We start from the raw sequence: 685 nt of genomic DNA, 5'->3' as shown, positions 1-685 counted from the left end.
GGGTCGTCGCGGGGTTTCGGCGCCCGTCGGCATTCAGGACTGGAGAAAGACATGCCTTCACATCTTGCGACAATCGCGATCCTGCTTGCGGCGGGCATCGCATCGCCATCTCTCGCTGACGGCTTGGGTCGGGGCCTGGACGGAAAGTTGGCACCGGGCCTTGCCATGCCGGAAATGGACGCGGCCAAAGGCCGCCTGTTGTTCGGATCCAAGGGTTGTGTCGTCTGTCATTCGATCAACGGGATCGGCGGCGAGGACGCTCGGGCTTTCGGCGCCGAATACATGGATGATCCGATGAATCCCTTCGATTTCGCGGCCGCCATGTGGCGCGGGGCCGAACCGATGGTGATGATGCAGCAGGAGGAATTGGGCGGACAGATCGAGCTTACCGGGGACGAACTCGCCTCGATCATCGCGTTCGTCCACGACGCCGATGAGCAGAAGAAGTTCAGTGACCGCGACATACCACAGAACATCCGTGCGCTGATGAAACACTGAAATGTCCGCCGGGGCGAACTTGGCCATCGGACAGGGGAACCGAATGCGGCCTTTGCGCGTCGGGTTCTGTGCCGACGCCATCAAGATCGCGAAAGAGGCCGGGCGTGGGCCACGATTCCTTCGGGATCGTGGCCGACCGCGTTGAAGCAGGTTTCAGACGATGATACCTTGCCTCGTCGCTCGCGCG

Annotated in this window: 1 protein-coding gene; it reads left to right on the top strand. The window is 61.9% G+C overall.

Annotated elements, in window-relative coordinates:
• The first annotated feature begins 174 nt into the window (after positions 1-174).
• A complete protein-coding gene (locus B4A72_RS15910) occupies positions 175-498 on the top strand; it encodes a c-type cytochrome (protein WP_292979103.1) in 324 nt (107 codons plus the stop codon).
• Positions 499-685 lie beyond the last annotated feature (187 nt).

The sequence above is a fragment of the Paracoccus sp. UBA5162 genome (assembly GCF_002413585.1).
GTDB lineage: Bacteria > Pseudomonadota > Alphaproteobacteria > Rhodobacterales > Rhodobacteraceae > Paracoccus.
The sequence above is the reverse complement of the archived record's forward strand: the minus strand, read 5'-3'. Positions and strand labels throughout refer to the sequence as shown.